Here is a 25774-nt window from a genome sequence, read left to right as displayed (position 1 = left end):
ATCCTATCAATTAATAGCTTGTTCTGGCAGCAATATCACCCCGTTAATCTGATGTATTATTCCACTATTTGTGTGATGATTGGCAACCGGCAAGTTGGCGGAGCCACCAAAATAGTAATAGTTAAAGGGTATACTGTGAATGATTTGCCAACGGTTTTCCAGGGCATATGTCTTATTAACGAAGAAGTAGCCATCCAAACCTAGCCCATTGCTATACGCCTCATCCCCTACGATTGGTGTGTATATATTGTATGATGCTACGCCCCGAATGCCAGAATTGAACAACAGTAGTTCATTCAGAAAAAACCGTTCTGGGAAAAGATATGCGCCAAACAGGCGTTTTCCATAATATGTAGTACTCAATTGCGACACTCTTTCCAACGTAATGCCATGATTCTCAAATACCTCATCAGAAGGAGCCATGATGGTCCACCGCTGGCCATCGGTAAGCCTATCCCAATATCCAAAGCGTTTCAAGCCGGCAATCAGCACCTCATAATTGCCTTGTGTTTCCAGCCAGTCCTGCGCATTCCCCTCATGATATTTCAATAACTCGGTCAACTCATGAAAAATACCATTGCTGATGTTGATATTATGGCGATTGCCCATAGCTATTGGCACGCCGTTCACCCACGAAACGATCCTCGGATTCAAGTTCGGATTGTCGGCATTTAGGTTTACCCTGGCAAACCTTAGCTCATTTCCCATTAAGTTGGTGTACTGGTTATTTGTCGTATTGAAAGGGATATCTTCTATATACATTTCTTCGGCGAGTATGTGCGTTAGTACCAGCTTGCGGACGCTGTCGGCACCCAGCCGCTGAAAATGTTCCGGACGGCTGATTCCAATCCGGCGGAACGCCTCATCATTGGGCGCCATAATAGTGTACGGACCGCGACCGTTGAGTGTGTCTACGAGTCCTGCGTATTCAATGGCGGCCGAAAACAAGCTATACTCATAATTGTTGCGTATAAATTCAGCCGCTGGTCGTAAGGTATCATTCGGGTTGTTCAGCCGGATATCTTGCTTCTCACAGGAAAAAAAGCAAAAAGCAAGAAGTAAAACGGAAAATTTCCGCCACAGTGCCGAATGCCCTGTTATTATTGATGTCATCTTGTTTATCATCACAATGTTGTTTAAATAGCTTCCTTATCCTCAAAAAGCAGAGATAGCTAATAAATAGGCGGATCATACACGCGCTGCACCGTAGTCAGGTATACCGTTTCATTGACCACTTCAAGACTGTTGACCGTAGAAAACGAGCGCGGATTGTTTACCCCGGAATGCGTTTGCACAATCAAATTAGGAAGCGCTATTCCGTTATTAATCAAACTGCTACCCCATCCATTCCAAGGGATATCTCTATTTGAAGCCCCGGTGTGCCGAGAAAATACAATATGTGCATATGAATACGGGGTAAAGTACAGCTGCGCAGACTGATTTGGTATATCAGTGCCATCATATTGAGGCGCAAGCAAACTAATAGATTGAAGCAAAAAAGATTGGATAGCGTCAGCGTGACTACCCGCAAACAACGGCAAGGGATGATACCGGGCCACGGCAGGGCTTTCGGTATCTCGCATTAAATGGGTTAAGAACACATTGGTATGAGCGGCAATGGGGTCCGGGCGAGTTGTCCTATGGTCGTATAGCGAATAATAAACATTCATTTCATCGCGTATACCAAAAAAGTTGGCGCTACCGCTAATGCCTAAAAAGTGATTTCTGTTCGCTGGTTTTAATCCATCGGATGCCTCCCAAAAACCTTTGGCGCTCATATTATAGAAATTGATATACAACAGCGAATCGGCCAGCGCCAACTTGTGAAAATTTTCCTGCCGCAGCAGGATGCCGTTTTCCTTTGTATTAAAATCTTTCTGTAATACGTGCATCGTATAGACCTCCTTTGCCTGCAAATTCAGCACCGTATCAATAAGCAGCGCAGCGCGGTAACGGGCTTCCAATTCAAAAAAGGGTACTTCGCTTCTCGGCCGGGCGTAAAAAGCGATTCGCATCTGACCAGAAGGGATCTGCGCCCAGCTGCTCAGGTCAAACCCATTTAGGATGGGGCCTGCGATCACTCGTTCCTTGCCGGGGTATTCAGGGTTGTACACGTCCAATGCGTTGCCGATGTGCGACGGATAGGGCGGGGCGTAAGGCTCTCGGGTTACCAGAAAATCCCCCACAGTCTCAGCCGAAATGGGCAAACCGTCCGCACCATATTCCGGATTGATGAGCATGGTGAGCGTGGACAGGGTCTGGTGTTGATTGTCAATCGTCACGCGGAAGTTGAGGTTATTGAACACGCGCAGGTAAGCAGGTTCGTGTATGACCTTGTGCTCGATTTTCGCACAGCTGGCCGCGTACATTGTAAAAAATAATAAGTAAAAAGTCTTTCGTCTCATGTTTACCGATTGTGCTTAATGATAACCATTTTAGCTTTTTGTTCTTCGGGTACGTGGTCACCGGTTCGGCCAATAAGGGCTACCGTATAGTAACCCGGCTCGTATGTCGGCAAATTGCCGTCGAAACGGGCGTACAATTCTTTCCTGGAGATGAAGTCGCGGCTGTACAATACTGGGACATCGTCTGCCCAGGCGCCGGGCACCTGTCCAGGCGCCGAACGGTAGGCCAATATTTCGTAGGGGGCCTCGTACACATTGCTTGTAATATAGGGGTCTTTCAATGACGCAACTCCCGGGCGCAGGTTAGACACCACACGCTCATCTCCCAGGGCTTCCCCGTCATTTCGGGTAAAGGTGGCATAGGGAAAGTCCGGGCTTAGGTTGATAAAGCGCGCCCGAAAAGGCATCATTTCATTATTACCACTTAAATCATTGGCGACCATCGTCAGCTGCGGTTCGCCTGCATCGTTAGGATAGGCATAAACGGTATAGTGTTGGTTAGCTTCGACGACATGGCTGATGGTGGCCAGTACGCTTCCTGCAGCGTTGAGTAGCTCAATACCCGTTTCACCCACCGGTAGTGTAGTATAGTCTGATGGCTTTCCGTACGAAATATCAACGATACCTTTGCCAGAGGCAATGCGCAAGCTCAGCCCGTTTTCGGGCAGCGCACTGAACCCTTGTATCCGTCCATATGATAAATTTGCTGTCGGGACATTGTCCTGAACAATACGGAAGGCATTTTCTAAAAAGTTACTCGCTTCAGGAATACCAATCGTATAAAATTGAAACTTGGCCGGATAAACATGAATGGTATAAACCCCTCCAGGCTGATAACTATGGATGGGTGCATATACGTGATGGAGGTTTACTGCGGGCTGAGTATAGGATTCTCTTGCAGAAATGGCAAGGGTAGCCGGATCGACGATCATGTGTTCCGGTCGCCCATCTGTACCTGGCAGTTGAAAGCCAGTATAGCTCAGCACTCGAAATTGATAGGTACCATAGGGCAATTCCACAAAGTCGGTCACGCGCTGGTTGGCGTCAATGCCGGTGGTGCCGGGGTGTACTGGGGTTCCATCGGCATAAGTAAGTGTCAAAGGCTCATAGAAGGTGGGGCGGGTAAGAAAATCAGAAGCCATATTGACCACCCGGATCTTGAAATAATCTGGTCTGGAAGGCGGAGTCTCGTCTCGATCGACAACCAAATAGTCGCCTTCCACCGGGTGGGGACCGATGTAGAAATCCACCGGCCGGGCATCCGTTTGTTGAATGGTGAGGCCGAGCCTAAAGTTTAACGGATTACTTAGGTCATTTGGATAGCCCATAATTGACTCAAAAAACAAATCCAACCGCCCATTCTCGCGAAAAAGCCGCTGAGGAATACGCCATTCCCGGCCCAGGTATCCATGATAGGGAAAGTGCTTGGTGCCCGTAGATGTACTATACCAAGGCCCGCCGAACGGAACGGAAGGTGACGTAGCTGTGAAAAAACCCGCATAACTGGTGAGCGTATCCCCGTTGGCAATGACGTTAAAGTACTCTGCAGCATTGATGATCCGTATGGAGGAAAGCTCGCCTTGGTCGAAGGGGTTGGGGCTCTCCACGAGGTGGTCAAGCTTCTCCTTGGCGCAGCGTGTAAAAAGAATTACAGATAATGGGATAAGCATCAAGGACCAAAAAGTCGGAAGTGCACCCAAAGTGCGGAAGGCCGAAAGGCTGATGTCTACTACCTGTTGTCGCATGTTTGATGTTTGATATTTCATGTCCAGTGTCTCAAAATATATTATAGGACAATCCCAGCATGATCTCACTACCGCGTTTATAGCTGCGGTTGATGTATTCGTTGCCGTACCAAGTCCCGGCCGTACCATAGCTGGAGTACACCGTTTTAATGGCCGGGTTTAAGACGTTTTTAGCAAAACCTTTTAACAAAATCCGCTTTGTAATCCGTTGGCTGAATACAAAATCGAGCATCGGCACGGGGCGGCTATATAAATCCGGCTCGCCGGTAAGGTTGATTTGCACGAGGCGCTCCCCCACGATGTTAAACGTAGCCGTGAGGTCAGTGCCCCAGCGCATATTGGCGTAATTGAACCAGCCATTGAACGAGTAGGGAGGTTGCTCGAACAGGGGGCTGTTCTCCGGCGTGTTACGATCCAGCGACATGTTAGCCTGGTAGCGATCCCAAGACTTTTTAATCTGGCTCTGGGCAAGCATGAGGTTGGTACCAATGAAAAAATCACTTAGCGGCGCCCACACGGTACCAAGGTTTTTCACCACTTCAAGTTCTACACCCCATACATAACCAATGTTGGCGTCGTTTTGATATTGGATGGTGGGGTATTCCTGGGAGGTGGCTTTCAACCCTTCGGTACGGAGGTCGAACACGCGTACCAGTTGGTTGTGGATCTCTTTGCCGAATGCTGAAAAGGCGAGTACCTCCCCCGGATGGGGAAACCATTCCCAGCGGAAATCGAGATTTTTGGTATGCTGATTCACCAGATTTGGGTTGCCTATTACCAGTCCCATTTGGAAAGCATCAAACTCAAATACATTCGTAATTTCACGCAATTCCGGCCGCGCCAGTGTGGTGTTAAACGCCCCCCGCAAATTCATCTTTTCGTTAAGCATGTACGTTGCATTTACGGAATAGTAAGGTTTGTAGTTGGCCGTGTAAACTGAGTTGGGCTCAATGAAGATAAGCGGTACCCGTGCCCCGTCTTCGTTGGGGACGGTGAGTGCCGGGTCGAGAAAAATTCCGGCGGTGTCTACCGCTGAACGAATATCTGTACGTTCGAAACGCACCCCGCCCGCCAGGCGGAAGTTGTCAGTGAGGCGTAGGTCCAGCATTCCGTAATAGGCATTGGTCTCGTAGAAGCCGGTGTAGTTATTGGGCGATTTCTGGCTGTTGTATAAGAAGCCACCTATCGGCGCCGCGCCTTCACGCTGCGCGGGTGTAGGAGCAAGCACGCCGACTACTTCGGGGCCGACAAGGCGATCAAGGTCGCCGAAGACCCGGTAAATGGGCCGGTTTCTCCCTTCGCTGTAATTGGAGCCGGGCAACATAAGCAGGTTTTCGGAAAAACTACGGTCGCGATACAAATAGTTAAACCCTACCTTGAACTCCTGCTTAATGCCCAAAAATGGAAAAGGGAAACTCATGTCGGCCTTGTAGTTATAATTGATTTCCTTCAGGAAACGCCATCTCCTGCCATTCGGTTCCGCTTGAAGCCGACCATACACGCCATAGCCATTGACATAGCCCGAGGTCAGGGCATACAACCTGTCCGTCGTGAAGTTTGGCGCGCCGGAGGGATATAACGGCAACGGATTATCAAACAAATTACTAATAAGTACTGGTTCATTTGGCAGATACGTCGCCAGCGACACAAACCGGTAATCCGGATCGTTCTGGCTAGACGAAGACGTGGCCGCATTGTAGCTCAACCGCGGAGCATATTCTCCCTTGCCAAACTGGTGCTCGCCCTGAACATTATAGGTATTTAAGGTTCGATAGCTTTGCTTGAGTGAATAGATGTCGCTATTCACTTCCCCGGGCAGCCCTGTATACATATAACCACCAAACATGTTAGTCGCCATATTTTCGCCACCCCGGCTTCCCAGATACTGGAATCCTATCTCATGCCGAGGGCTGAACCGGTAAGTCAGGCCGCCGAGCACACCGTAGTTGAGGGTCTCCACGCCCGTATTTTCCTGATAAGATTGGTAGCGCCCCATATATAACCGGTTGGGGGTAATGTAATTAGGAATGTTCCGCCAGCTGAAGATATGGTCATTGCCCGTCACCACCCCCTGATAGATGCTGTACTGTGTGAGTTCACCTTGGTGAATATCCGTCATACGCTTATAATAATTGCCACCGAAAATGACGCCTATTTTATGCTTTTTAAACACATTGTACTGGTTACCAAAAGTGAGCGAATAGAGCTGATTAGGTTTTGCACCTTTATAACGGGTGGTCATCACCGGGTCGAAGTGTCGCATGATGCCATTGATGCGCTCAGTTTCCGCCCAAGCATCCGGACTGTACTGTGCATTGGCTATCATTTGTTGAATGGAACCCAGCCCGTTAGGGTATTGGTCAGCCAGCGCGAGAAAATCCGGACGAAGGTTTTTGCCGTTTATGCGGTCACCCCAAAACCCCATGTCGTTATTGTGAAAACTGTTCACCCGTCCGCCAAAACCGATGGTGGTGTTGGTGCCGGTTTCTACAATGAATTCCAGGGTCATCGAATCGGGAATCGACTTGGTTTTGAGTTCTATGATTCCTGCTGCGGCATCGGCCGGCTTATCCGGCGTAACTGTTTTATAAACGACAATATTATCTAACAGAGATGCCGGCACCAGATCAAGCGGAATGGTAGCTCGGTCCGGATCGGATGAGGCGAGCCGGACGCCGTTGAGTTGACCAATGACGCTGCGCTCACCCAAGCCGCGGACCGCCACGTATTTTTCATCGGTCACGGTGACGCCCGTAACCCGCTGCAGCGCTTGCGTCGTGGTGATACTTGCCGTGCGGTCGATCTGCTGTGCTGAAATGCCATCCTGAATGATGGCTGCCTTGCGGCGTTCTTCCAGAAGGGCGATCTCTGTGTTCACACGTTTGCTGGCTGCGACAGTCACTTCGTCCAGTTCGATCTGCACAGGCGTTAGCTGCACATTAACAAACCCGTCGGCAACCGAAACACGCACTTCTTTGGTTTGGTATCCCAGTGAAGAGAACACCAGCGTAGCCGTTTCGGCAGGAACCGGAATACTGAAGTTTCCAGAAGTGTTGGAAATAGCGGTATTTGACGCCATTCCTTTCACCTGCACAGATACGCCTATAACAGCTGTGCGCCTTTCGGCGTCAACAATGCGTCCCTGGATCACCCGTTGTTGATTACGGTTGATTATGGCAACGAATCCATCCAGTTCCTGAAAAATAAAGGGCGTATTGGCTAGCACTTCCGAAATCGCTTGGCGAATGGTAATATCCTTGGCTTTTAGGCTCACCTGCCTGCGGCTATCCGTAAAAAGGTCGTCGCGGATGATAAAGCGGACATTCCCGACTTTCTCAATGGCCAGCAAGCTTTCCTTAATATCTGCGTTTTCAAGGCTCAGGTGTATTTTCTGGTCAAGATCCTGACTGCGCCCTTCATGAGCTGCAAGCAAGCCAATTAAGGTTATTTCAACAATCAGCGCTATTACCGAGCATCTCATCAGAAAAACAATATATTCTTTCAGAATATTTCGTGCACGAGGACTTGTTTGTAATCCTTTTTGCATATTTTTGAACAATCGTAAATGAGTTCCGGGGGTGTCCCCGGGGTCAATTATGGGTTTCACAATCCGGCAAGACGTCGAAAATCAACCGGATTGTCTAGGATTATATAGCGATCCCGAACATGGTTTGGGATCGCTGCATTTTACCGCGCTATCTATGTAGGTGTCTGTGCCATGCTTACTGCGTTTCTTTTCATGTGTTTCTCCAGGTTTACTTAATTATTATTCGTTTTCCATGAATGTCATAGGAAAATCCGATATATACGCTTAGGCTATTCAATAGTTCTTCGAAGGGCGTATGCGTATCTAAGGTAAGCGTTATAGGGATCTGCTTCAACTGCTCCTTTTCAAGGATGAAGCTTATGTTGTAGTTGCGGCCCATTTCGTCCAGCATGTCGCCAAAAGGCGTGCCGTTGAACACCATTTTTCCTGCCTTCCATTGCGTCAGGTTTGCCACGGGGATTTCCAGAGTTTCTACGAACTGCTTAGCGTCATTATACACCACTTTCTGGCCAGCGGTGAGTACCCCCAATTGCTGCACTCGTTTCCCGTTGATAAACCGATCAACGCGCACTTTGCCGGTAGCTACGGCCACAGCCACCTCCCCTTCGCCAAACGCCTTCACCATAAAAGAAGTGCCCAACACTTCTGTTCGGATTTCACCGGTATGGATAATGAAAGGTTTCTCAGCGTCTTTGGACACCTCAAAAAAAGCTTCCCCTTCCAATTCGATTTCCCTCCGGCCGCCTGCAAATACCTTGGGAAACCGCACTGTGCTGCCCGCCCCAAGGTATACTTTGGTCCCGTCGTCGAGGTCGAATACTGAGCGGCGGCCATGGGGATTTTCTTTTTCAATTTCGGGCATCCCAGCTATCGGCTGATGGCTTTTCGGCGCCCAAACCAATAGGTAAGCGCTTGCACCGACCAACAAAAGCAATGCCCACATAGCAGCATATCGGAAAAATCCGCCACGGGTAAGTTTTTTTATTTGGCTAGTTTCGGGCTGTTGTCCTTCATCGGCTTTTAGCCTACTCCACAGTTCGTTACGCCAAATCTCACGGACATTTTCGGGTAGTTCGTGGTCGGCCACAGCATCCCATTGTTCGTCCAGTAAAGCCATCAACCGTTCGCGCCCTGCTGGCTGCTGAAGATAATGATTCACCTTCGCCGCTTCATCAGCTGTGCATGCTCCTGCCAAAAACCTTCTCAATAATTTTTTGCCTACCCGTTGTTTCATTTACCGATCGCGCCTGGTTTATTCTCCTTTTAACTGAAGATGAAGATTCTGTTAACTTCTCGCTTCAACAGGTTAAACACTGATTTCTATCATCACTACTATCGGGCTGACATTTTTTTTTCTTTTTTACACCACACCTGTAGCCGCCGAAAAATTAGAGCAACGCCATACCCTGCAACTGGATGACCCCGAATATCGAAACGTAAAACAGCGCTGGGGTGCCGGAGAGACGAGCGTCATTTAGGTAGGCCAAAACAAGCCGGTTAGAGAAATTGGAATCAGAAGCAACTGGATTGCGGCGCTTGCGGTCATGGAATCCGGATCCCTGCTAAATTGTTCAGGACGGCGGTGGCCCATCACGGCATCCGAAGGCGCTAATGCTTTTCCCCTTATATTATAACTTGACCTGCACAAGTATGCGCTGCTTGACCCGCTTTGCCGGCTGCGCACACCAGCTGACCCGTGGTACGACAGGTCGTATTCGACGTCCGCAGCACCTTTGCTGGACGACAATATACGATAGACAACTAATGCAATTATCCTTCTGCTGCCCTTATTTCATAAGTACTCTCCTGCACGAATACCTGTCCATAGTCGTCCGTCGCCCGCACTTGGATGCGATGAAGACCCAAGCCACGGTCGTTGGGAAGCGGGGCCCACCACAGGTGAGAGCAATCGGCCGGCTCCGTTGGCCGCCGACCGCGGAAAAGCGTGTTAGCAGTATCCCAGCGATACAATTCGGCAACGTAAGCTGGATCCGGCTGGACGATGTGCCGCATAGGCCTCCATTCCTCATCACCTATCCGATACTCCACGTTACTCCCTTTGTGTCCCATGAAGAAATTGGCATATATCCGGCCCCGGCCCTCCCACCAGATGGTGCCGAGTACCTTTCGGTGAAACAAGCCGATCTGGTAGTCCGCTGGTTTCCCCGCTACCTTAAAGTTCGCTTTGTACTGATTACCCGAAATAGCCAAATAGACATAGCCCCGCGGCGTACCATCGCTCATCGTCGCATCAGCTACGCCATGTTCGTTGATGATACCCGAATACCAGTTGCCGCAAGTAGCCCCAACATTAAACTCATGCAAAGGCGTCTCGTTGGGCCAGCCATCTTCCTTCCCATAGAAAAACTGTTGATGCTGATGGGTATGTGCCGAAAGGGCCAAGACGTTTGAATAACCGCGGAACAGTTCAAACAGCCGTTGACGGTCCGGCTTGCGGAAGGAGTTTTCATTGACGATATTCATCTGGATATGATTGACCAACACGATCAACTGGTCTTTACCGACGTGCTTCAGGTCGTTTTCGACGAAGGCGAGCTGTTTTTCACTGTAGCCGGCCCACAACCCCTTGCGCCCGCGCGGATCGGGATAGAGGTTGTTGTCCATCACGATGAAATGAGCCTGCCCATAGTTAAATGAGTAAGTGGCCGGGCCGAAATTTGCTTTAAACGTTTCGTCATGGAGGGAATCAACAGAAGCATCCTTGTTCAGGTCATGATTACCGATCACATTATACCAGGGAATCCCCACCTTACCCATCAACCGGATATAATCCTGATGCATTCCCAAGTCGTTCTGGACAATATCCCCCAACGTGATACCCATTGCTGCGTCATCTGTGCCGGCGATTTCCGAAACGATCCCTTTTTCAAAAAAACCAAGTTCACGTTGGTCCAGGACTTGCGGATCGCCGAGCACCAACATCTTAAAGGTGCTGTCCTCTCGTTGGGGAACTAAGGCGAAATCCACGGACTTCGGTAGCTCGCCAGTGGGCTTAACGCCTGGGTATTCCAAGTTAGTGGGTGAACCCATCGGCTTGTGGATGTAGTAAAATTGAGGTTGGTTATGCACGTTGAGCGGCACGCGGTACCCGGAAGGTTTGATGACGAAGATGATGTCATCATGGCCAATCGACAGCTCGTATCGTCCCTTCTGGTCAGTCTTTACCACTTCTCTGCCGTTGCTCACAGCAATACCGGCCAACCCTTGCTCTTTCCGGTCGCGGATACCGTTATTGTTCGCGTCCCCGAACACATAACCCGTCACTTTATCCTGTGCCTGTAAGGAAGAGCAGAGCAGCATGGATAAACCGATCGATAAAAAATAACGCTTCATATATACAATTAACTATTTTTGGTATGATCTATTCATTACTGCATGGCATGGCGCCGTACAGCCGTGGGCAGATTCACAATCTCGTCATTCGGCTGCGCAATCCCGCTGGCCATCTCCTCGTTTTCAAGTATGATCTTTCCATTCCGGTAAACGGCCGGCTGTGCGCTACCCTTCGCCCGATAGCTCCCCGGTACAGGGATGTCGCCGGGTTTTCCCAGTTGGAGCGTCCTCCGGCTCACACCCTCAAAAATCCATTCACCGGTTGATGGCCGGAAAGCCGCAAAATCCGTCCGGCCATCCCCGTCATAATCCGCGGGAACGGGAATCAGCTCATTTGGCTCATACCCTTCAAAGGGCTGATTTCCATGCATGTGTATCTGCAACATATTCCGCTGTGGATTGAAAAGAGCAATATCCGTCTTCCCATCGCCGTCAAAGTCGCCTAGTATCGGCAATGATTTCGGCCCCCCAAATTTAATGGGCTCCTGTCCTTGAATGTACCATGTACCATTGGCGGGCCGAAACACCGCTACATCGGCATATCCATCACCGTCGTAGTCGCCCGGCACCGGAATATCGCCTTTTTGTCCCCACTTTATGCTATCTTTTCCGTCAATAATGAATACGCCAGTAGCAGGTCTGAATACCGCACGATCTGTTTGTCCATCACCGTTATAATCCGCCGGAACGGGAATATCTCCTGTTTGTCCCAACATGGTTTGTCCATCTTGATCCGTCCACACTCCGTCCTTAAAACTCATGATCTCTGAATACCCGTCGTTATCGAAGTCGAACTGCCGGTTGGCGTTCGTGTTCACAAACAAGGGCCGGGTGAATTGGCTGTCATCATCCTCCTCCACCTCGCCCGTGTACGGCGAAAAGGTCCGCACGGCCATCCGGTCATTTTTCAGGGAGAACGTGAGCAGCCGCATCAGGCCATTCCCCCCGCCTTCGCGCCCCTGGTAATCCGACAGCATGATCTTGACGGTTTTACCCAAATAGCACTCCTGTCGGTATCCCTCGCCATTTTGGCCTACATGGCCGCCAAGCATCAAAAAGAGATTTGGCAATCGTTTCAACCGGTCGTATAGCCGCGCGCCCTGCTTGGAAAATTCAGCAAATCCCTTTTCGTTCGTTCCCTTCGTCCGGTTATTGCCGACGACGGCGTGAGTCACCACAATGGCTTTCCGGTCAGCATGCTTTTCCAGTACTTCCGCAGCCCAATTATTCATATTTTCCTGATCATCGTCCAGCATATCATACTCGATGTACACCACCACGAAATCCATCCCACCCGCCGAGAACAAATCGTAGTGGTTGTCGTTGTCGTTTCGGTAATGCCCACCATACCAAGGTTTACCCGAGAAATGATCGATACCGAAATAGCGGTTGTAATAAGCCGTTTCGCTCCTAATCGCGCGCTGCCCAGGGTATGACTGGTCGTGGTTACCTACGGTCATGCCGTAGGGTATACCATGCGGCATTCTCGGTAGCGGCTCCTCCAGTGCATACATCGCCTGCGCAGCATACGTCCAGGCCAGCGAATCTTCTTCGCCGTAATTCACAATATCACCCAGGTGTATCACGTACTGGATGTTCTCCAATTCTTGATTTTTCCTAATCCAATCAGTTTGTGCGAAAAACATTTCCTTTTTTCCCCCCTTTACTTCGGACGTATAAAATTGGGTATCCGGTAGTATCGCGATGGAAAAAGTCTCTTCGCCTTCATTATCGGAAGACCAAGGCAGCGATAAGCCGAGGGAAAGGAAGCACATCACGCTAACCAGCGCTATTAAAAATTGATTCGTCATGTTATTCTTGTGTTGAAATGGGCGTATATGTACTGTATTCCGTGTAGAAAGTATCGATAGCCAGTGTATCCGGCATGAACGCTGTTCGATACATAATGGCAGAATTTTTCTTGCCATTCGGTAGACGGGTCGTTTCCCGGAATAGTGGGGGGCGGCCGCTGATCCGGACAGGTTCTTCGCGGATGGTTGTGACGCTGCCGTTTTCCTGCGTGTAGCGGATATCCATGAATACTGCCTGCATGTTGACGCCGTACCAGTTGATCTGCGCTCCCATAAATGCCGGAATCTCGCCTTCCTGGGGAAGATCAAACCACTCAACCGACCTGATTAGCCGGTTGCTAATCGTCTGCTGAAAAGTGTCTCCATAGACCTCCCCGATAACCTGGGAGCCGATGGAACGGTGGCCTTGGTTGTCATATGTATAAACATCAAAGGTATACAGCCCCTCCTCCATATTGGGCAACACGACCGAAATGGTATCTACTTCGGCAGTCTTTTGGATGGGCACTTCTACGGAATCGGCCCTGTTATTCCAATAGACCACCGCCTTGACTACCTTCGGGTCAGACACGATAAGCCACTTCAGCGCGATGCGTTTGTTCCCAGGAAACGCCTGCAGCGAATCGGCTTTACCTGGATAGATGATTTCACCCCCCTCAAGGTATTGCGCGTAAGTGTCTTCCATCTTTTCGCATGCTTGGTTGGCGATCAATAGGATAATCGCCAGCAGCATAAGTAATGAAGCTTTTATATTGTTCATATTTGTTGCTATTGAGTGATAGGTTATTAATTTCGTTGCCCCCACAGCGATAATTCATTGACGTGCATGAATCCGAATTCGCCTTGGATGGATGCCCAATTGTCGATCTGTTTCCAGGCCAAGTAGCGCACCGGCGGGGCATCTAAGGCAAAGTCATATTCCTGGCCTGCCGCAGCAACAGCCCGGTCGTCTGCCGAATTCTGACCGACGGGCAAGCCCGATGGTTTGACCATGATCTCGTGGGCAATCATCACCCAGCTATTGGGATCTTCCGGCGTATTCGTTCCCCAAATTTCCCATTCATGGGGGTTACCGTGGGAGAAATACCCACCAGCTACCGAACGCTGCCAGATTTTGTATCGGCTCAGCTTAATCGATTCTCCCAAATCGAACGGCACCCATATTGGCAGCTCAAACCCCGCTTTAGTGTGGAAAAAATTGCCCACATTTCCATCCCACATCCTGACAATCGGATACGCTCCGGAATAATCGACAGCTTCTACCATCGGATTACCGGATACCGGGAGCGCTCCTACTTGCGGCACAGGGTATAGCCCGCGTACATCACGCCAACGGTCCTTGGCAATTTCCTCCTCATAGATGGGCGTCAGTTCGGTCTCCAGCGTATCGGTATGGTTATCCCATCGGTCTTTGACGAAAATTCCAAATCTAATCGGTACAGACTCCAATCCCCGTACAGCAAACTGGTCTTTCGTCAACCCGCTATAGTAGGTATCAATCGATTCCCATTCCTTCAATTCCTCATCCCAGCGGAGTGTTCCGATGACAACGTTGCTATTCACGCTGCCGCTCGCCGCAGATGGATTCTCGAAGTTTACCACAATGCCGCCAAACGTTTCCTGCACATCCAGTGACTGGAGTACTGAAAACACCGGGGCTGGCAACGGTTTAATCGTGACGGTTGTCGGTGACGACTCCTTTTCGGAGCGGCTTACCGCGTATAGGGCGACTTCCCGCTCATTTTCGTCGCCGAAGCCCTCCAATATCAGGTGATTCGTCAGGTATGAAGCCTTAGATTCGACTTCCACACCTTTCAACGAATACACGGCTTTAACGTACAGCAGGTTTTCGTCGTTCGGTAGGGCGTAGGAAATTTTAGCCCCACCCGCCAAGTTCTCTACGCGGACCTCCCGTACCGGGCCGGGGGTTCCGCCACCACCTAATATAGGTCCAAACTTTTCTTCCGAGCAGGACAAGGTACTCAGCCCGAAAGTAAGAATAAGCACCAACGTATTATATATGCGTTCCATAATCCTATTTCCTTTTTTCATTTTCATTTCCCAAATATTACCACCCCGGGTTTTGTACCAAGTTGGTATTGATTTGTAATTCGGATAACTTGATGGGCGAAAAATAATCGCGCATCGCAAAGCGCTGGGTGAACAGCAACACCGGCCGGTAGAATGACTGGGGATCTTTCTGGTCAATATCCCACCCGTATACCGGTGCATTCAGGTTACCGTTCATATGTGCAGTCATCCATCGTTTCAGATCCCAATACCGTTTTCCTTCGAATGCCAGCTCAATGGTACGCTCCCTACGTATGATTTCCCGCATATTGTTTTGATCCTGATAATATCCCGGCTGGGTAGAATAGTTGTCCCACGAATCTTCCAAAGCGGGTATACCCGCACGCGCCCGAACCTTATTGATCCACTTCGACACCTCCGCACTGTACCCACCTGCTTCGTTGAGTGCCTCGGCGTAAAGCAGGTACAGATCGGCCATCCGGAACTCCGGCCAACTATAGGCATAAATATTGGTGGCCGGTATCTGAGGGGTCTGCACTGTCCGGATGTCGACCAGTTTCTTCAACTGATAACTAGTAATAGAAAAGCCCCCGACGCCCTGCCGTGCGGCAAGCTCGCCTGACCTGCCTTGGATATACAAAAGACCGCTATTCCCATCATCTTCTAAGGTCACGTCGTAGTTGTTGGTCGCATTGCCAAACCAGATTCCGCGGTCGAATCCCACGGTGGCATAAAACCGGGGTTCCCGGTCGTAATGGAGCCTTACTGTCGTCTGTCCTTTTTTTACGTAATACCGGTCAGCCTCGTCGGCGGTCACCAGCTCCTCATCGGAAGCGCCTGTCCAACCCTTGTCATACGCGATGGGCAACCCTTTATCAGTATAATATTGCCTCACCATTTTCAGTGTAGGAGCAATCGATCCTTTTGGCGCTACTCCATCTCCTCCCCGATCCCCCGCGATAATCGGAGGTGAGCAGTACCGTTGGATTTCGGTCAGGCGGCTATTCGTGAATGCCCAGATCAGTTCCTTATTGTTTTCGCGTTCGGTGAAGGCGGTTCGGATGTCCAATTGCGTTTGGATCGTGTCGTTGATCGTATACGAAAAACTGCCACCGAATTGATGCAGGCCAAAGCCTTGCCCCTCGCAGAATTCGACCGCTTCCCGGCACGCTTCGACCGCCCTCACCCATTTTTGCGGATCGGCCGTCGTAGTGAACAATTCCCGGCCCTGGTTGTCGGTCAGCGTGAAGAACCCGGGGTTACCACCATTGAACAGTGGGCTGGCAGCGGTGACGAGCACCTTGGCCTTAATAGCCATTGCAATGCCGCGTGTAATCCGGCCCAGCTCCGTATTTTCAAGGCCCGTGATGTTGTCGGGCAAATTTTCATTGGCAATGGCCTCATCCAGTAGTTGTACAATATAATCAAAACACACATCCAGCGGCTCGCGATAGACCTTCACCTCCTCCGAGGAGGCCTCCAACGGCAAGTTAGCCTTCATCAGCGGAATCGGGCCATACATCTGCACGAGGAAGAAATGATAATAGGCTTTCAAAAATTTCACCTCAGCGATCCATCGTTCTCGCTCGTATTCTTCCAAATCCACCACTTTCTCTATATTTTCCAGAAAGGTATTGCAATCGCGGATGGCTTGGAAATAAGGTTTCCCCTGATTTCCCCCGTTCCAGTAATTAACCAAGGGGTTTTGTACATTCTGCAGACCCTTGGCTACATTCAATACCGTTTCGTCCACCCAGTTAACCGGATACATATACCATACTTCATCAGCTGCGTTGAAGCCCGGATTGGTACTGGCGTGACCATTTGCGGGTAAGTACGAGTAGCAGGTGAAGAGGTAACGCTCGGCCGATGAGCGCAGGTGAAAGGCGTAGTCTATGGTGGGTACATTGTCCGGTATGATATCGAGATAATCTTGGCAAGCGTTTAACAGTGCTGTCAGCAGGATGATCTTACTTATTCGAATTACTTTCATGATAAATAATGATTAGAAATCTAACTGTAAACCGACGTTCATAACGCGTTGAATCGGGTATCCCAAGCCGTTTCCGGCCATTTCGACATCCCAATACTTGAATCCGGTAATCGTAAACAGATTGGTCGCAGACCCATAGACCCGCAGGTGCTGCACACCGATACGCTCAGTAAGCACCTTGGGAAACGTATATCCCAATTCCACACTTTTCAGCCGCAGGAATGCCCCATCCCGCATGAACCATGTGCTTTGCTGATTGCTGTTCCCGTTATATACCGAAGATAAACGCGGCCACACGGCATATAGGTTTCGGTTTGCCTCCGACCAATAGCTATCTGCGTACACCTTAAGCAATTGGTTCTGCAGCTGTTTACCGGCCAAAAAACCTGCGTCGATCTCTGCCTGCGAACGGTAGTTGATGAATGGCGAGGTGGCGTTGACATCAATCCAGAACGACGAGCGCGCCGAGCCTTGGAAAAATGCAGAGAAGTCGACTGATTTATACCGCGTGGAAAAGCCGAAGCCGTATACAATTTCGGGTATGGTAGGGAAGCCGATAGGCACTTGGTCCAGGGTATTGATCAAGCCATCGCCATTGATGTCGCGGTACTTGATGTCGCCGCCACGGGTGACAAAATTACCGAAATTCTGCACGGGCGAACTAGCCACCTCATAGTCATCCACAAACAGGCGCTCCGCAACATACCCCCAGCGCTGAGAGGTCGAGTGGCCTTTGCGGTACAGCCAGGGCTCGGCATATGCCGGCTCCTCATAGGCTTCATAGCGATTTTGCGAAAACGTAAAATTGCCGCGGAAGGAAAGGTAAAAATCCGGACCGAAATTGCTGGTGTAATCCATCTGGATGTCGGTAGAACGAGACCTGGCTTCGCCGACATTGGCCTTCTGGGTAGCCTGCAAGCCCATGGTGCCCGGTATGGAAGCTCGGTTCATCAGGATATTGTACCGGTGATCCATGAAGTATTCGGCGATCAGGTTCAGCTTACCCCATAGCCCCAGCTCCAGCCCCAGCGTAGTGTTGCGGGAAGTCTCCCAAGTAATGTTTGGATTGGCGTAGCGGTTGATGCTGTAGCCCGCGCCGCCGTAGCCTCCGGTGGTTCCGAACTGGTATCCATAGCCCCCTTCGTTCATATTGACCTCAGAAAGGTAAAAAAAGCGGTCATTGGCGCTGCCAATGGCATCGTTGCCCACCAGCCCGATGTTTCCCCGCACCCGTAATTTATTGACCACCGATGACAGCGGTTCGAAGAAGTGTTCGTTGGAGATGGCCCAGGCCACCCCCGCCGACGGAAAAAAGCCATAGCGGTTGTCGGCAGAAAATCGCTCCGATCCGTTGTAGCCGAAGTTGAACTCAAAGAAATACCGGCTATCGAAGTTGTAGGTGGTCCGGCCGGAAACACCCAGATTGCGATATGGCAATGATTCTTGCAGCGTCGCAGCATTGCTTTCAGTTTCAGACCGCATCACGACAATACCCATGGCCGATACGTTGTGCTTATCAGCAAACGAACGGCTGTAGTTCAACGCCGTCTGTAAATGGAATACCGCATTCACGGTTTCATTACCGCGTACAAAATCCAACCAATCCGTACCACCACCTGATGAGGCCGGGCCGTCGTTAAGCGGCATTAGCTGGTAGGTATCGGTCAGCTTGTCGTAATAATTCATGGTATACAAAAACGGCGTATACTGCCGGCCCACTTCCGCATAGGCCCGTCGATTGGTATTCATCATCCCACTGAATGTCAGCCCATTGGTAATGAAGTGCAGGTCCTGACTGAGCTCCACCTGAGCTACCATCAGGGAGCGGCTGTAATTTTTATAGCCCTTTACCATTTCGGCGTAGGGGTTTACCGCATTTCCTGCCAATGTATTGCCAAACTTGATGTGGTTTAGGCTTAATTCCCCCGGAAGTTCCGGATAGTAGGGTAAAAAGCGTGTCTGGGGAGCCCGCATTACCATTTTAAAAACGTCTGTCCCACCGGAGAGCGGACCGCTATAGTCGTCGAAATTTCCGTTGAGGCGTACGCCCACTTTCGTAGACTTCGACACGTTGATGTTGACATTTGCCCGCAGGTTATACGAATTGAGGTTGACATTGGAATTGAAGTTATTCCGGTCGTCCACCTTAAGGATACCGTTATCCCGATTAAAAGTACCGGCTACATAGTAAGTCATCGCCTGCCCGCCGCCACTTAGATTGAAGTTGTATCGTTGGTTCAACGTGTAGTCCTTGAAAAGTTCCTGCTGCCAATCTACCTGAGGAAATGCTGCGGCATTGGTTCCAGCGATCGTGTTATCAATTTGGCTTTGGGGGTAGATGATTTCCCCTAGCGGATCCCGAGTCAATACAGCCTCATTGCTCAGCCGCATATAGGTGATCGGATCGGCCAGCTCTACTTGGCGCGTGGGTGCGGACACTGAATTTTCCACTCGGAAACTAATCCGAGGTTTGCCTTCCATGCCGCCCTTAGTGGTCACTAAGATCACCCCGTTGGCGCCCCGGGCCCCATAGACCGCACTGGCCGTAGCATCCTTCAGTATGGAGAACTCCTTGATATCGTCCGGTTGCAGCCTCGCAAGGTCGGTGGTAGTATATTCCATCCCATCAATCAGGATCAAAGGCGACTGCCGGTAGCCAAATGTGGTAGCCCCGCGGATAAAAAATTGGGCATCATCCGCGCCCGGCTCCCCACTTCGCTGGTAGGCGATGATACCGGCAATTTTTCCGGCAAGTGCCGTGGTCAGGTTGCTGGAAGGTATCTTGAGCTCCGAAGGTTTGATGGTGGTGATGGAGCCGATCACTGACTCCTTTTTTTGAGTACCGTATCCGACTACCACGACTTCCTCCAAGCCGCTTTCGTCTACATTCATCAACACGTCAATCACTTTTTTGCCGCCCACTGGTATTTCCACAGTTTCGAACCCCACCATGCTAAACACCAACACGACCTCTTCTGGGGGCACTTCCAGTACATACTTGCCGTTCAGGTCAGTCGTTGTGCCGACAGACTGCTTGCCTTTGACGAATACCGAAACACCGGTCATAGGACCAACCGAATCAGTGACGGTACCAATGATAGTCAGGTCTTGCTTGGTCAAGCTGTTGTAATACCTGGGGCGGCGAGTCGACCGGATGGTGATCACGTCTGTCCGCATTCGGTAAGCGATATCCTTGCCTTGGAACAACCGGTCCAAGACCTTGCTGAGGCTTTCGTTTTTTACGTGCAAAGAAACGGGATTCATCTGCTCGAAAATGCGTTCATTATACAAGAACCGATAGTTGGTCTGCTTCTGAAGCTCATCGAAAACGTCTTTAATATCTGCTTTTTCGACAACGAGTGTTACCAGTTGTGCCTTGCTCGTGGCATGGGCGCCGAATGCTAGCGCCAGGGTTAAAAACATAACCAGTTTCATGATCCTAATAATTAGCGGATATTGGATGTTACTGGTAGAGGCAAGTCCAAAACTTGCCTGTTCCAAGTTTTTGACTTGTGTCAAATATTTCATACTTTCGTCGCAAATAAAGGGTGATTACAATACCATTGAATTTTACTGATTCTTTGTTGATGGCCCTTCTGTAATGCCGGAAGTGGTGGCTCACTTCCGGCGCTTTTTGGGCTGACCTTTGGAGTTGTTTGTGCTTTTCCTATCCCATGCTGTTAGTTAGTTAAATAAACGTAATTTATTTTCTAGTGGTTATTTGATACGATGACATTCCTTCCATCAATCTCGAATTGCAGGTCGCTTACATCAGCGAGCATGCGCAATACACCGCCTAATGTAGAGTTGCGCGGTACACTTCCACTGTAAATGTCCTGCTGTATTTTGCCTTGGAAATGCACTTGTACCTGATACCAACGTGCGATCTGTTCCATGATGGTTTCTATATGATTGCCGTCGAAGACGAAATATCCGTCTTTCCAAGCGGCGACCCGCTCCACGTCGGCCGGGAGCACATCGATACCCGTTGGCTTGCATACAGCCTGCTGACCAGGGGTGAGTAAACGGAACGAATGTGTGTCCATAATCTTGACAGCCCCTTCCACCAAAGTAGCCTGCACCTCTTCGGAGTATGCAGAAACGTTGAACCGGGTACCAACCACTTCGATGGTTTTTCCTTCAGCCTCGACATAAAAAGGACGATTGGGATCTTTTGCTACGTCAAAAAAGGCCTCGCCATCCAAGAAGACGCGCCGCTCGTTGCCACTAAACTGAACTGGAAATTTTAATGCTGAGCCAGAATTGACCCACACGACGGTGCCGTCGCCCAACGTCACTTTATATTGCCCAGCGTAAGGAACCCTAATTTCATTGAAGCGCGAAGGGTCAACACCGCTTTGTTGCCAGTAGCTAAGCATTCCGTTTTTCGTTTGGGAAACGGCGTGTTTTCCCTCTTTGATAGACCGTTCGGATTGGTCCAGCGATACGGTCTTGCCATCGGATAGCACAAGTGTTGCCCGGTCATCCCCTGGTAGTACATCGTTTTTGAAACCATATTGGTTGTCTGCTATGACTCGGCTATCCTGCAGACTGCTAAACCACCAAAACGACACCGCTACTGTGACAACCAATACCGCTGCATATTGAAGCCATTTCCACTTGTGTAATCTCCTTTGCGTACGGTTAGGCTCCGAGTGACGCAGCGCTGTACGTGTGCGAACCTTTTGCCAAGCTTCCGGTACATTCAGTCGGTCGAGATAAGCAAAGTCTTTCTGCAAAGCACTCGCGTTCCGGTAATAGTCAAGTAATCGTTGTTTGGCCGGATCGGAAGCAACGGACTGCAAAAAAGCACGCTCTTCATCAGGAGTAAGTTCCAGCTTCAGGTATCTTAACAGAGATTGGGAAAAGTCAAGCGCCCCTTTTTCGTCCATAGTATATTCCGCTTTATCTTAAGACACGGACATAGGAAAAGTGGGTGGAACGACAGGAAAACTTTTTTAAGAAAGTAAGACAGGAAGCAACAAGCTTATGGCCTGTGGTCTGAGGTGGGTCCGTAATAAGGACAGCGCACGCTGCTTTTGACTTTTTACCGTATTGATGCTTACATTGAGTTCATGGGCAATCTGCGGATTGTTCAACCCTTCGAAAAACCCTAAGCGGATCACCATCCGGCATCCCTCAGGCAGTTGGCGCAATGCTTGATGTATTTCGCCGACCACTTCGGCATGAATCATCGCCGAAAGGGCGTGGTATTCTTCAAATACCTCCGATTGCGAGGTTGCTTCATATCGCTCGGTGACCTTTTCATGTCTAAGTCTGTTCAGACAGGCATTTTTGACGGATTGATACAGGAAGCTCTTGATCGATTCCGGCCGACTCGAAATCGTTGTATGTCGCTCGAGATAGGCTACGAAAACATCTTGCACCACATCCTCAACGATATCTACATCTCCTAGAAAACGACGGGCAAAATCGCACAATCGAACGTAGTATGCTTCGAACAAAAACTGTTGAGATAGCAACTGTTCCTTGGGTTCGTATATTGTTGATGCTTTATCGCTGGTGTCCATACGCCTTGGAGCTGCTCTGGTTAATCCGGCGCTAAAGGTAGCTGGGTAATGTTATCCAGGCGTTAACTTATATTAAAGAAATGGAGATTGGATAATACCGAACGCTATTGCACGCGGTTGCTGAATCCGTCCAGGCGTAACGAGGTATAACCCGTCATTAAAAAATCGGCCGAGAAACCAATCTTTTCATAGACGCCCTTTCCCATCGCAGACGCCTGCAACGTGATGCGTGTCTTGCCCTCGTCAAATGCCTGGTTCATTAGCTTTATCATTACTTCTTCCGCAAATCCCTGTTTCCGGTATGCGGGAATGATCCCCATGCCATGAATACCTACCGTATTCCCCGTTTCAAAGGTTATGGCAGTGCCTATAGGCTCACGGTCGAGATATATCAAATAATAACGGACTTGATCTTTAGTTTGGATAACCGTTTCGGCAGCGATGACATAACCAAAGCTTTGGGGATACAGAACCTCCCAAATTTGCGCTTCATCTATCGTGGAAATTCTCTTTAGCCGAACCCGGTTATGCTCTTCAATTCTGCTTTTTACATCAAGTGACATACCGGTTTGTACAACTGTTGTTTGAAAACCATGTTGTTCAAACAGCAGGAGCTCCTTATCGTTAAAATCACTCCAGTAACTGATGGTAAACGGCTGTTCAGATTGATGGGCAAAGCTTCTTATTTCATTTAAAACATCCTCGCTGACTGTGGTTTTTAACCAGATCCTATTGGGCCACTGTGCGCCAGGAACTCGGCTGCAACAGAAGTACTCAAATTCCGAGTAGCGCCCCGCCGAAATGCCCACCGTCCGCCATAGCGACGTGAGGTTGTGTATGTTTCCGTTCAGTATCATGATTCGCTAATTTGAGACGACGAAAAATATTCCAAGGGACATCGCCACGACACCGATCATCCGCTTGATGGTCATTGGCTCCACTGGTAAACCCAACCAACCAAAATGTCCGGCAATAACCGAAAAAAGAAGCTGACCGCATAGCCCAAAAGCCATCATCTTGCCCATACCTATTCTGGGGATAGCAAAATAGTACAAGGTGATTCCAACGACACTAAAGAGGCCTCCTATAAACCACAAATACCAAGGAACCTGTTTTGCTGCGTGTAAACTGACCGCCTCTCTGGCGAACAACATTACAAATACGATAGCGACCAGTGCACCGCTGGAATAGGTAGCTATGGAAGCAAGAATCGGCCTCTTCAACAGGACTCCCAGCTGTGATGAAAATGCTGCCTGCACCGCTAAGCAAATTCCGCCAAACAGCGCAATTGCAGTTATTAGGTACTGGTTCATCTTGACAACACCTCCTTCAGGAACATCAACGTGTGCGACCAGGCGCGACTGGCCATTTTTTCATGGTAGTCTGCTGCTTCTTTAGCCTCTTCGTCAATTCCGAACCAAGCGGGTAAAATCAAAACTCCCGGGAGGTTGCTTTCCCTATCAGCCGAAACCAGACCGTTTAGTTTCACCTCCCCCTCGGCATGTGAAATTGGTTGTAGTCGTTGCGGTTGTGCCATGTTCTTTTCGTTATGGCAAAAGTAAACGCTTCGGCCCGCTTGTTTCTTTACATATGTTGATTGGGGTATTTTTTTTTCAATGCTTTGCGGATACGGCTCAATTGGGTAGGCGTAATGCCCAGGTTGGATGCAATATGCTGCAGCGGAATCCGTGTGTCGATGCCCGGATATTCGTTTAACAGTTTTTGATAACGAACGGCCGCAGTTTCCATCACGATGGAGATTTCTCTTTGTTCCTTTTCGATTACCCAGTTTTTTTCCAGGTAAGCGATGTAGAAGTTTTTAAGTTCGTCATTGGCATAAATCAATTCTTTATACCGTTCGTAGTCGAAAACCAGCAGTGTGGTGTCCTCGATAGCCTGCAACGTAAATCCAGAGGGTTCTTTAAGCAGCGCCGAGACGGTGGAACCAGCGAGACGGTTTTCAAGGAAAATATTCTTGTTGTATGTATTGCCGGATTCATCGGTAAAAAAAGCGATCAGCGCTCCTTTGTGAATGTAGTAAACGTGCTTCGACACCTGCCCTATAGGCAGGACGATTTCATTTTTCACCAATTCCTGTATCCTCGCGAGATCCGCAAGCTGCTGAAAAGCTTTATCCGAAAGGTGGTAGTAGTTATTAATAAACGATCTGAGCCGTGCTAACACTGTCTGCCTTTCTTCCATCATTTTTAATTGTCGATTCACAATTCAGGGCATGCAACGCTATTATCATGCCGCCTTCGTTCAGATGACCTGCGATTGCCGACCTGGCTGTTAGCCGATGAAGCTGCAGCACGCTATAATAATCCCTTCGCTCCATCAAACCGGTATCGCAGCCCGATTTCGTGGGTGGTGTTGCTGATCCGCCGGTTCAGCGGCTCATTGCCCGGGTTGAACTGGTAGCTGTAACCCAGCCCGAAGCCCGAGAAGTTGAACTGCGCCATCCCCGCCACCTCACCGTAGCTCCGGATGTTCGCACCGATGCCGAACACCTGCTTGATGAACACCAGCGCCGAGGCCTCCGCCTGCGGACGCAGGCTCTCCGAATACGTCACCAGTACACTCGGACGGAGGTGGAAATCCGACCCCAGCCCGAACAGCGCCCCCGCCGTCAGGTGGTACAGGTTGCGGAAGTGGTAGCGGCTGTCGCTGCCCACACCCAGGCTCCCCAGCATCAGGCGCGGAAGCGACAGCCCCACGTAGTACCGCTCCGGGCGGTACAGCACCACACCAAAGCCGATCAGCGCATCCGTCTCCCGCACATCCTCCCGGAACGCCGGATCCATCGGGTCCAGCTGCGAAAAACGGCCGTCCATGTAGCTCAACCCCGCATTCAGCGACACCCCCACATACTCCGTCTCCGATATCCGCACGCGCTTGGCAAAAAACGCCGAGGCTTCCGTCAGCTTCTCCACCGCCAGGCCCTCGTGGCGGAGGTTCAGCCCCGCCGTCGCCCCAAAGCGCTCGAAGCCCGTGTGGCCGCTGCCCCAGAACACCGTGGGCGCTCCGTCCATGCCCACCCACTGCCGCCGGCCGATCACCGAAACCTCGCCCCCCATCTGCATCAGGCTCGCCGCCGGGTTGACCACCGTGCGCAGCTGTCCATGCTGCGTATGGGTAAGCGGCTGCTGGCCATACAGGGCAGTGCCTACCAGTATGCTCCCCAACAAGAGAATCAGATTTCGTTTCATTTTATTGCTGTTTCCATTAATACTTTTCATCAATCACCGCCCCCCAATCTTCCACCCCCCGGTTTTACGACTGTTGCAGACACGGCCTAGGAGACGGAAGCACAGCGCCCCGGATCCAGACGTGGAGCAACAGGCGTAAAACCCTTCC

The 25774-nt window shown here is 50.0% G+C and carries 18 protein-coding genes; all 18 read right to left on the bottom strand.

The features are described from left to right. Positions 1-6: 6 nt before the first annotated feature. The 18 genes from ACFOET_RS03595 to ACFOET_RS03510 all read right to left on the bottom strand — a co-directional run bounded on the left by ACFOET_RS03595 (position 7) and on the right by ACFOET_RS03510 (position 25626). Positions 7-1113: a fasciclin domain-containing protein gene (locus ACFOET_RS03595; protein ID WP_379019657.1), complete on the bottom strand. Its 1107-nt coding sequence runs from the start codon at positions 1111-1113 to the stop codon at positions 7-9. Positions 1114-1172: 59 nt separating this feature from the next. Beyond that, positions 1173-2405, bottom strand: a complete 1233-nt coding sequence (locus ACFOET_RS03590) for a hypothetical protein (RefSeq protein ID WP_379019655.1) — start codon at positions 2403-2405, stop codon at positions 1173-1175. A 2-nt stretch (positions 2406-2407) separates the two neighbouring features. After that, complete coding sequence (locus tag ACFOET_RS03585) at positions 2408-4171, bottom strand: DUF4397 domain-containing protein (protein ID WP_379019653.1); 1764 nt, start codon at positions 4169-4171, stop codon at positions 2408-2410. A gap of 10 nt (positions 4172-4181) precedes the next feature. Continuing rightward, on the bottom strand, positions 4182-7631 hold the full coding sequence (locus ACFOET_RS03580) for a TonB-dependent receptor (RefSeq protein WP_379019651.1): 3450 nt from the start codon (positions 7629-7631) through the stop codon (positions 4182-4184). A gap of 274 nt (positions 7632-7905) precedes the next feature. Beyond that, a complete protein-coding gene (locus ACFOET_RS03575) occupies positions 7906-8931 on the bottom strand; it encodes a FecR family protein (RefSeq protein WP_379019649.1) in 1026 nt (341 codons plus the stop codon). A 536-nt stretch (positions 8932-9467) separates the two neighbouring features. After that, positions 9468-11051, bottom strand: coding sequence for a calcineurin-like phosphoesterase C-terminal domain-containing protein (locus ACFOET_RS03570; protein WP_379019647.1), 1584 nt, complete (start codon positions 11049-11051; stop codon positions 9468-9470). Positions 11052-11086: 35 nt separating this feature from the next. Next, a complete protein-coding gene (locus tag ACFOET_RS03565) occupies positions 11087-12862 on the bottom strand; it encodes an FG-GAP-like repeat-containing protein (protein ID WP_379019645.1) in 1776 nt (591 codons plus the stop codon). 1 nt (position 12863) lies between these two features. Continuing rightward, on the bottom strand, positions 12864-13622 hold the full coding sequence (locus tag ACFOET_RS03560; RefSeq protein WP_379019643.1) for a DUF4998 domain-containing protein: 759 nt from the start codon (positions 13620-13622) through the stop codon (positions 12864-12866). Between the two features lie 26 nt (positions 13623-13648). After that, the gene (locus ACFOET_RS03555; RefSeq protein ID WP_379019641.1) at positions 13649-14893 is read right to left on the bottom strand and encodes a DUF5000 domain-containing lipoprotein; all 1245 of its coding nucleotides are present in this window, start codon (positions 14891-14893) and stop codon (positions 13649-13651) included. Positions 14894-14930: 37 nt separating this feature from the next. Continuing rightward, positions 14931-16886 carry a RagB/SusD family nutrient uptake outer membrane protein gene (locus ACFOET_RS03550; RefSeq protein ID WP_379019639.1) on the bottom strand — a complete coding sequence of 652 codons (1956 nt, stop codon included), beginning with the start codon at positions 16884-16886 and terminating at the stop codon, positions 14931-14933. 12 nt (positions 16887-16898) lie between these two features. After that, positions 16899-20414 (bottom strand): TonB-dependent receptor, encoded by a 3516-nt coding sequence (locus ACFOET_RS03545; protein ID WP_379019637.1) that lies wholly within the window; start codon positions 20412-20414, stop codon positions 16899-16901. Between the two features lie 182 nt (positions 20415-20596). After that, positions 20597-21778, bottom strand: coding sequence for a FecR domain-containing protein (locus ACFOET_RS03540; protein WP_379019635.1), 1182 nt, complete (start codon positions 21776-21778; stop codon positions 20597-20599). A 66-nt stretch (positions 21779-21844) separates the two neighbouring features. Next, positions 21845-22417: an RNA polymerase sigma-70 factor gene (locus ACFOET_RS03535; RefSeq protein ID WP_379019633.1), complete on the bottom strand. Its 573-nt coding sequence runs from the start codon at positions 22415-22417 to the stop codon at positions 21845-21847. Positions 22418-22521: 104 nt separating this feature from the next. Further along, positions 22522-23274 carry a GNAT family N-acetyltransferase gene (locus tag ACFOET_RS03530; RefSeq protein WP_379019631.1) on the bottom strand — a complete coding sequence of 251 codons (753 nt, stop codon included), beginning with the start codon at positions 23272-23274 and terminating at the stop codon, positions 22522-22524. Between the two features lie 6 nt (positions 23275-23280). After that, entirely contained in the window at positions 23281-23730 is a 450-nt protein-coding gene (locus tag ACFOET_RS03525; RefSeq protein ID WP_379019629.1) for a DMT family transporter, read from the bottom strand. Next, positions 23727-23954: a hypothetical protein gene (locus ACFOET_RS03520; protein ID WP_379019627.1), complete on the bottom strand. Its 228-nt coding sequence runs from the start codon at positions 23952-23954 to the stop codon at positions 23727-23729. The genes ACFOET_RS03525 and ACFOET_RS03520 overlap by 4 nt, the downstream gene beginning before the upstream one ends. 47 nt (positions 23955-24001) lie before the next feature. Then, positions 24002-24622: a Crp/Fnr family transcriptional regulator gene (locus ACFOET_RS03515; RefSeq protein ID WP_379019626.1), complete on the bottom strand. Its 621-nt coding sequence runs from the start codon at positions 24620-24622 to the stop codon at positions 24002-24004. Between the two features lie 110 nt (positions 24623-24732). Then, positions 24733-25626 carry a PorP/SprF family type IX secretion system membrane protein gene (locus tag ACFOET_RS03510; protein WP_379019624.1) on the bottom strand — a complete coding sequence of 298 codons (894 nt, stop codon included), beginning with the start codon at positions 25624-25626 and terminating at the stop codon, positions 24733-24735. Between the last annotated feature and the right edge of the window lie 148 nt (positions 25627-25774).

This window comes from Parapedobacter deserti, from assembly GCF_042646065.1.
GTDB classification, from domain to species: Bacteria; Bacteroidota; Bacteroidia; order Sphingobacteriales; family Sphingobacteriaceae; genus Parapedobacter; species Parapedobacter deserti.
Note: the sequence above shows the minus strand (reverse complement) of the source record. Positions and strands in the feature narration are given on the sequence as shown.

Bases quoted from the DNA above. Each gene is read 5' to 3' on its own strand.
- ACFOET_RS03560 (WP_379019643.1), bottom strand. From the start codon at position 13,622: ATGAACAATATAAAAGCTTCATTACTTATGCTGCTGGCGATTATCCTA.
- ACFOET_RS03550 (WP_379019639.1), bottom strand. From the start codon at position 16,886: ATGAAAGTAATTCGAATAAGTAAGATCATCCTGCTGACAGCACTGTTA.
- ACFOET_RS03515 (WP_379019626.1), bottom strand. From the start codon at position 24,622: ATGATGGAAGAAAGGCAGACAGTGTTAGCACGGCTCAGATCGTTTATT.
- ACFOET_RS03510 (WP_379019624.1), bottom strand. From the start codon at position 25,626: ATGAAACGAAATCTGATTCTCTTGTTGGGGAGCATACTGGTAGGCACT.
- ACFOET_RS03530 (WP_379019631.1), bottom strand. From the start codon at position 23,274: ATGATACTGAACGGAAACATACACAACCTCACGTCGCTATGGCGGACG.
- ACFOET_RS03565 (WP_379019645.1), bottom strand. From the start codon at position 12,862: ATGACGAATCAATTTTTAATAGCGCTGGTTAGCGTGATGTGCTTCCTT.
- ACFOET_RS03585 (WP_379019653.1), bottom strand. From the start codon at position 4,171: ATGAAATATCAAACATCAAACATGCGACAACAGGTAGTAGACATCAGC.
- ACFOET_RS03595 (WP_379019657.1), bottom strand. From the start codon at position 1,113: ATGACATCAATAATAACAGGGCATTCGGCACTGTGGCGGAAATTTTCC.
- ACFOET_RS03535 (WP_379019633.1), bottom strand. From the start codon at position 22,417: ATGGACACCAGCGATAAAGCATCAACAATATACGAACCCAAGGAACAG.
- ACFOET_RS03545 (WP_379019637.1), bottom strand. From the start codon at position 20,414: ATGAAATATTTGACACAAGTCAAAAACTTGGAACAGGCAAGTTTTGGA.
- ACFOET_RS03575 (WP_379019649.1), bottom strand. From the start codon at position 8,931: ATGAAACAACGGGTAGGCAAAAAATTATTGAGAAGGTTTTTGGCAGGA.
- ACFOET_RS03590 (WP_379019655.1), bottom strand. From the start codon at position 2,405: ATGAGACGAAAGACTTTTTACTTATTATTTTTTACAATGTACGCGGCC.
- ACFOET_RS03525 (WP_379019629.1), bottom strand. From the start codon at position 23,730: ATGAACCAGTACCTAATAACTGCAATTGCGCTGTTTGGCGGAATTTGC.
- ACFOET_RS03555 (WP_379019641.1), bottom strand. From the start codon at position 14,893: ATGGAACGCATATATAATACGTTGGTGCTTATTCTTACTTTCGGGCTG.
- ACFOET_RS03570 (WP_379019647.1), bottom strand. From the start codon at position 11,051: ATGAAGCGTTATTTTTTATCGATCGGTTTATCCATGCTGCTCTGCTCT.
- ACFOET_RS03580 (WP_379019651.1), bottom strand. From the start codon at position 7,631: ATGAGATGCTCGGTAATAGCGCTGATTGTTGAAATAACCTTAATTGGC.
- ACFOET_RS03520 (WP_379019627.1), bottom strand. From the start codon at position 23,954: ATGGCACAACCGCAACGACTACAACCAATTTCACATGCCGAGGGGGAG.
- ACFOET_RS03540 (WP_379019635.1), bottom strand. From the start codon at position 21,778: ATGGACGAAAAAGGGGCGCTTGACTTTTCCCAATCTCTGTTAAGATAC.